Annotated in this window: 5 protein-coding genes; 2 read left to right on the forward strand and 3 right to left on the reverse strand. The window is 43.4% G+C overall.

Annotated features, from left to right (window positions below):
• On the forward strand, positions 1-1,126 hold a 1,126-nt coding region (locus tag Q7J27_04455; protein ID MDO9528395.1), incomplete at its 5' end, for a helix-hairpin-helix domain-containing protein.
• 71 nt (positions 1,127-1,197) lie between these two features.
• Here the strand turns inward: Q7J27_04455 and Q7J27_04460 are convergent.
• Positions 1,198-1,791, reverse strand: a complete 594-nt coding sequence (locus Q7J27_04460) for a class II aldolase/adducin family protein (GenBank protein ID MDO9528396.1) — start codon at positions 1,789-1,791, stop codon at positions 1,198-1,200.
• Positions 1,792-2,035: 244 nt separating this feature from the next.
• Here Q7J27_04460 and Q7J27_04465 point away from each other — a divergent pair, with 244 nt between their 5' ends.
• Positions 2,036-3,568 (forward strand): DUF4301 family protein, encoded by a 1,533-nt coding sequence (locus Q7J27_04465; protein MDO9528397.1) that lies wholly within the window; start codon positions 2,036-2,038, stop codon positions 3,566-3,568.
• Between the two features lie 125 nt (positions 3,569-3,693).
• Here the strand turns inward: Q7J27_04465 and Q7J27_04470 are convergent, their stop codons facing one another.
• On the reverse strand, positions 3,694-4,674 hold the full coding sequence (locus Q7J27_04470; protein MDO9528398.1) for a tRNA 4-thiouridine(8) synthase ThiI: 981 nt from the start codon (positions 4,672-4,674) through the stop codon (positions 3,694-3,696).
• On the reverse strand, positions 4,671-6,247 hold a 1,577-nt coding region (locus Q7J27_04475), incomplete at its 5' end, for a hypothetical protein (GenBank protein ID MDO9528399.1). The genes Q7J27_04470 and Q7J27_04475, both read right to left, overlap by 4 nt.

The raw sequence follows: 6,247 nt of genomic DNA on the forward strand, positions 1-6,247 counted from the left end.
AATAGGATATGTAAATATTATCAGTGCGTTACTGTACTTTATACGCCCATACAAGTCAAGCATTATTTTCGTTTATTTCTTGTATATTCAGCAGGTTAAATCTTGTTTTGACCTGTCGAGGATTAAATCAACAGAATCATCAATAGGCAGGCGATTGATGGACCCTCTGGCGGAACTTGTAAAGATTGACCCTAAATCTATCGGCGTTGGACAGTATCAACACGACGTAGATCAAAAAGCCCTGAAAAGATCTCTTGATGACGTAGTTTCAAGCTGTGTGAATTCTGTTGGTGTGGAGGTCAACACCGCGAGCAAACAGCTCCTGAGCTATGTATCCGGGCTTTCGGAGAGGTTGTCGGGAAATTTAGTTATGCACCGGAATGAAAATGGAGCATTTCTTTCACGGGAGGAGCTGCTTAAAGTTCCCGGTATGGGCCCTAAAACATTTGAGCAGGCGGCAGGTTTTTTGAGGATTAGCGGAGCAAAAAATCCTCTTGATACCTCGGCAGTTCATCCTGAAAGATACCCCGTTGTCGAAGCGATGGCCAGAGACCTCGATTGTACGATAGCTAACCTGATGAGCGAACCTGAGATGCGAAACGGAATCAAGCTGGAAAATTACATTACCGATGCCGTGGGAATGCCGACACTGAGAGATATTGTGGGCGAACTTGCAAAGCCGGGAAGGGATCCGCGCGAGGAGTTCGAACTTTTTACGTTTACTGAAGGTGTCAACGAAATCTCTGATCTGGAGGTGGGCATGAAGCTGCCTGGTGTAGTAACGAATGTCACGGCATTTGGAGCGTTTGTTGACATTGGGGTGCACCAGGACGGTCTTGTACATATCAGCGAGCTTGCCGATAAGTTTGTCCGCAATCCGCACGATGTAATAGAGGTGAACCGAAGGGTAACGGTTACTGTTATGAGTGTGGATGTTGAGAGGAAACGTATCTCGTTGTCGATGAAGAAGGATCCTCTCGAGACACGCGAACAGCAAAGTGAAAAAACAGAAACGGTAAAAAAACCAAGCGGCAAAAGCTCAAAGCCAAAAAAGCGTGAAAAACAGGCATCACCCCGGAACCCATTTACGGATGCCTTAAAAAACTGGAATACCTCGAAATCGTAAAGGGGGTATGGAATTCCTCTCAGTGTAAAATTTTGCAGCCGTTGCGGCATACGATTTTTCAAAGTGAACTGTTACAAAAGACATCTTTCGCGCATTTGTAAGGCAAGTTCTCCCGCTTCTTTCATTGTTTTGCCGATGGAGATGAAGCCGTGATCTTTCATGACCAGAAAAAATTCATCGTCCAATATTTCTAAAATACTTTGAACCAGTTCTATACTTCCATGTGGCGCTTTTTGTTTTGTTTCCGGTATATTCAGTTTATCAGGATGGGCTAAAATCTCCCCCGAGTGACCATGAAAAATCGCATTGATGTCTTTTCTCTGGTTATAGATTGCAAAATGTAACCTGCTTTCCGAAGAGGGCTCTCTCGTGCCGCACGCGAAAACGATATTTTCTTTCAGGTCGTATGAGTGTACGGCTACAAAGGCGTCATCTGGCAGTTCATATGAAAGACTAACTCTCGAACCTGTAATAATGAAAGAGTCTTCACCATCTTTCAATCTGAAACTCAGGTTTCCCAAGGTACCGCCCTTATGGGGAGGGGCAAGATTTGAACGGTGAAATTCACCGCACCAGTATTTTAACTCTTCTATTCCTGGGTCTTGGGGGACTTCGTTTTCAATAATTTCTGTTCTAAATTTCACCATAGTGGTATATTTCGCCATTGATAGTTTCGTAAAAAGTGAAAAACGCTGTCCTTTGTCATGCTGAACTTGTTTCAGCATCTAATTGTTCTATTGAGTTAGAGACCCTGAATGATCCTGAAACAAGTTCAGGACATGATTTTGGGTGACAAAAAAGACTTTTTTCGAGTTTGTGATTGTCAGTTGTCTGATAACGAAAAGGCATTAAACTGTAAAACCGGGCTATTGTCAAAAGAAAAGAAATGCTTACAGGGAGGATACGTGAATGACGAGCCCCATTCTTACCGGTGAGGATATAAGAAGGATCGAGGCGGAGGGTCTGACTGAAGATAAAGTACTGGCGCAGCTTGAATTTTTCAAAAGGGGTGCTTCTCCCGTTAGGCTGAACAGAGCCTGTACGGTGGGTGATGGAATTACTGTCATTCCTGAGGAAAAAATGGAAGAATTAATGGCTATTCATGATGAGGCAGCCGGGAAGGGTAGAATGCTTAAATTTGTACCGGCTTCAGGTGCCGCCAGTCGCATGTTTAGAGAATGGTATAGATATTATGATAGCAGAAGTCTCGATTCGGATACTGAAAAGGGGGCAGATTTTGCCGTAAATCTTAACAGATATGCGTTCTACGATGATCTCAGTGGCACTGTATCGCGGGCAGGTTATGACATTGCAGATCTGGTTAAAGATAAAAATTTTTCAATAATACTGGAATATATTCTGACTGTCAGGGGCTTGAATTATGCCCATCTTCCTAAGGCACTTCTTAAATTCCATACTTACACGGATTGTAATCGCACCTCTCTTGAAGAGCATTTGGTTGAAGCAGCTCTTTATGTCCGGGATGCTAAAGACGTCTGCCGGATGCACTTTACAGTTTCTAAAGAGCATGAATCGGATGTAGAAAATTATTTTTCCAATGTTAGAAGGTATTATGAAAATAGCTATAATATAAAGTTCGATTTCCGTCTTTCTGCCCAGCTTGCATCAACCAACACCATTGCTGTGGATATGGATAACCGCCCCTTTCGAGACAGCGGGGGAGGGCTGGTTTTCAGGCCGGGTGGACACGGGGCCCTTCTGAAAAACCTGAATGGGGTCGATGGAGACATTATATTTTTAAAGAATATAGATAACATTGTTCCTGATAGATTGAAGGGGATAACTGTCCAATATAAAAAGATCCTCGGGGGCTATCTTGTTAAGATTCAGAAAAAGGTGTTTGAATATTTACACCTGCTGTCCTCTGGAGAAGTGGATAAAAAGTTTTTATCAAAGACAGCCGGCTTTTGTGAAAAGGAGCTCAATATAGTTTTTCCGCCAGGATTTGATGGGTTTCCTCATGTTGAGAGGAAAAATTTTATCGTCAACAGGTTGAACCGACCGCTTCGAGTATGTGGCATGGTAAAGAATGTGGGGGAACCGGGTGGAGGACCCTTCTGGGTGGAAAAAGAAGACGGGACACAGTCATTACAGATCATAGAGAGGGCTCAAATAGATATGGGTTCTGAGCAGCAGAGCAAGATCTGGACATCTGCCACACATTTTAACCCGGTTGATCTGGTATGCGGGGTTAGAAACTACAAATCAGAAAAATTTGACCTGAACAGGTTTGTTGACAGGAATGCCATTTTAATTACACAGAAATCTGAGGAAGGCAGGGACCTGAAGGCACTGGAGCTTCCTGGTTTGTGGAACGGTTCCATGGCTCGCTGGAACACCGTTTTTGTAGAGGTGCCGATTGAAACCTTCAATCCGGTTAAGACAATAAACGACCTGTTGAGAAAACAGCACTTGGGGTAATGGTAAGCGGGCACAAACACAAACAAAGGGGTCAGCCCTTGACATGGGACACTAACTTCCAAGGTGTTGGTATCCTTATCTTCTCTGCCTTCATAGCATAGTGTCCCATGTCAAGGGCTGACCCCTTAAATAATCAAGTCTTTTATGTCTTCTCTTTTTGCCGCAGTTGTCGATATTGACCTGTCAGTTGTTCCTGTTTTGGATATGGCTGTGACTTCTTCATCGTCCGGTGCGTCACTGTAAAGGGCGCATATTGCGGCGGCTCGGTTGAGGGCTGTATCATCGCACCCGTAAGGTATCAGGACGGTCGGTCCCGGAAAGTCCTTCATGGTAATAATAGTATCTTCATCCTGCGACAAACCCTGGATGTGAGCGTTATCTTTCTTGTTCCTTCCGACGATTATTTTGGTCTTCTCGTTTAGCCTGATATGTCTTCCGGATTTCAGAAGTTCTATATCTCTGATCTTGAAATCTTTTTGGTGTTCAAACAGGTCTTTTAACCTTTTTGAAAACATCGGATCAGTCAGAAGACATCCTCCGGCAGGGGTTGAGTAGTTCGTTATCCCGTACTTTTTGGCCATTTCCATCTGCCGCTTTCGGCCTCTTCCCTGGATGTCAAAGAGACTCTCCCGATTAACTTTTCCTTCAGTTTCCGGTATCGTTTCGGGCAGGAGGTTTGCGCTAAGTGGCCGCAGGACGTAGCCATTATATCCTGAGTTTTTTGCTACCACATGAAGTGATTGTTTGCCCTGTGACATTGGACGCTGTCCCAGCACTTCTCCTGTAATCAGGAAATCTGCCCCCAACTCTTCCATTTTCTCTCCAGCTATTTTAAGCATAAGGGCATGGCAGTCTATGCAGGGATTCATATTTCGTCCGTATCCGTACTTCGGCGCCTTGAGCATGGCAAGATGTTCTTCTGTGATGTCTATTGGAAGCAGGGGAAGACCGATCATCTTTGATGCTTCTATCGATTTTTTGGCACCAAAAAAGGGGGTTACGAAGGTTATACCCAGCAGAACATCTATGTCCTGTTCCTGTATAACCTTTACGGCAAGTATGCTGTCTAAACCCCCTGAAAAAAGTGCTATCGCTTTTACTTTCAATATTTAATTAAATTCACCCCCCATTTTTTATGAAGCAATCCATTAATTTCATCGTCTACGTCAAAATCTGCAAAGTGGTAAGTGGTGTTTTTGTCTATCCTTACCTTTATGGCGTGAAGGTAGATAATCGCCCGTGGGTTATCTGCCTTTTCGGGAATTAAAAACTCGAAATTGCCGGCAGAGAAGGGAATATCCATAGCATAGAGAACCTTTTGAACAACCTCCTTTTTTTGTTCTCTTTCTGATATGAAGATGATTTTGGTACCCCTCTTTTTGAATATGTTTATGAATTGCTCGGGCATTTTTTTAAAATTAATGATGACACACTTCCCTTCAGACCTTATTAGCAGATCAGCCTTTACTGACAGGTTGAAGCCATCCTTGGTCGAGTTAAATACCTTGACCTCAGTATTTTTTGTGGGTGTGTATCCTAAAGTTGTGAGTAAGGAGACTGCAAGTTCCCTGTTTGTGCTGGAGTTTATTGTGGGCAAGTCGGTGAGGGGGTAATTCTCATCTGTGGCACTTGCAACCCCGGAGTTTGCTATGACCTCTGTGATTGTCAGCCCGTTTTTTTCGGCGTATTTTTTTATCGGTCGTGGCAGCAGGCGTGAGCTGTCTCCGACGAGGTTCAATCCATGAAGATGCGGTTTTCTGCCAGAGGTTATTTTTTCTGACACAAGCCAGTCAAGTAATATCTTAATCATGGGCGTTTCCCCCACTTTTGCATATTCCCCAAATCTTTTGATTGAGTGTGTCTTCGATGTGTCTATCACCTTTTTAAGGGCGGAAAATACACCTATATCGTCATTGACGACGGAGTAGTTTCTCCAGGTTGATTCAATCATTTTCTTGACATCGTTGGGTATCTGGCTGGAAAAGTCGAGCAGAACCCTGCTTCCGTCGTCCAGTTCGACGATCGGCACCATGGAACAATTGATGATTATCTGTCCGGTTGGAGGGATGGGAATATAGTAAGTTCCGTCTGTTATGACCGATCCATCCAAACGGTTTATCATGTGCCTGATTACGGGGAGATATTTCTTCGCAGGCATGGAGGGGATTGCATCCTTTTTTGTGTCTATGCGTGAAGCTTCTTTGTCTATCGCAGGGAGATGGCTCTTTGCGGGTATGGGAGGAACTGTTTCCACTTTTTTGGCATCTACGTGGGCAGTTTCCTTGCCGGTTACGGAGGCATCACCCTTCATTGTGGTTTTCAGTACGTCTTTTCCGGGAAGTATCAGTTTCTGTCCGGGATATATTCTGTTTATGTCTTTTATCTCTGGGTTAAGTTGTTTTACAACACTTAATATCTTGTAGATGTCGTTATCATTTGCTTTTAATTGTGTCTGGATGATATTTGATACGATATCCCCTTTTTTAACAATGTATTGATAAAGCCTGTTTTTTGATATGGGTGTCTTTTTGAATGAAAGATATGCTGTGTCCTCTTCTACGCATAGAACATCTGATGGGATGACAAGAATGAATAGTAAAAGGATTACAGGGAGATAACCTGATACATTGCGAAGATTCATAGATTTTCTTTCCTTTAAAGTGGAGGTAAATATTATAA

The organism is Syntrophales bacterium (assembly GCA_030655775.1).
In the GTDB taxonomy this organism is placed as follows: Bacteria; Desulfobacterota; Syntrophia; order Syntrophales; family JADFWA01; genus JAUSPI01.

Excerpts from the sequence above, each read along its gene's own strand:
- Q7J27_04465 (MDO9528397.1), top strand. The coding sequence starts at position 2,036 with ATGACGAGCCCCATTCTTACCGGTGAGGATATAAGAAGGATCGAGGCG.
- Q7J27_04460 (MDO9528396.1), bottom strand. The coding sequence starts at position 1,791 with ATGGCGAAATATACCACTATGGTGAAATTTAGAACAGAAATTATTGAA.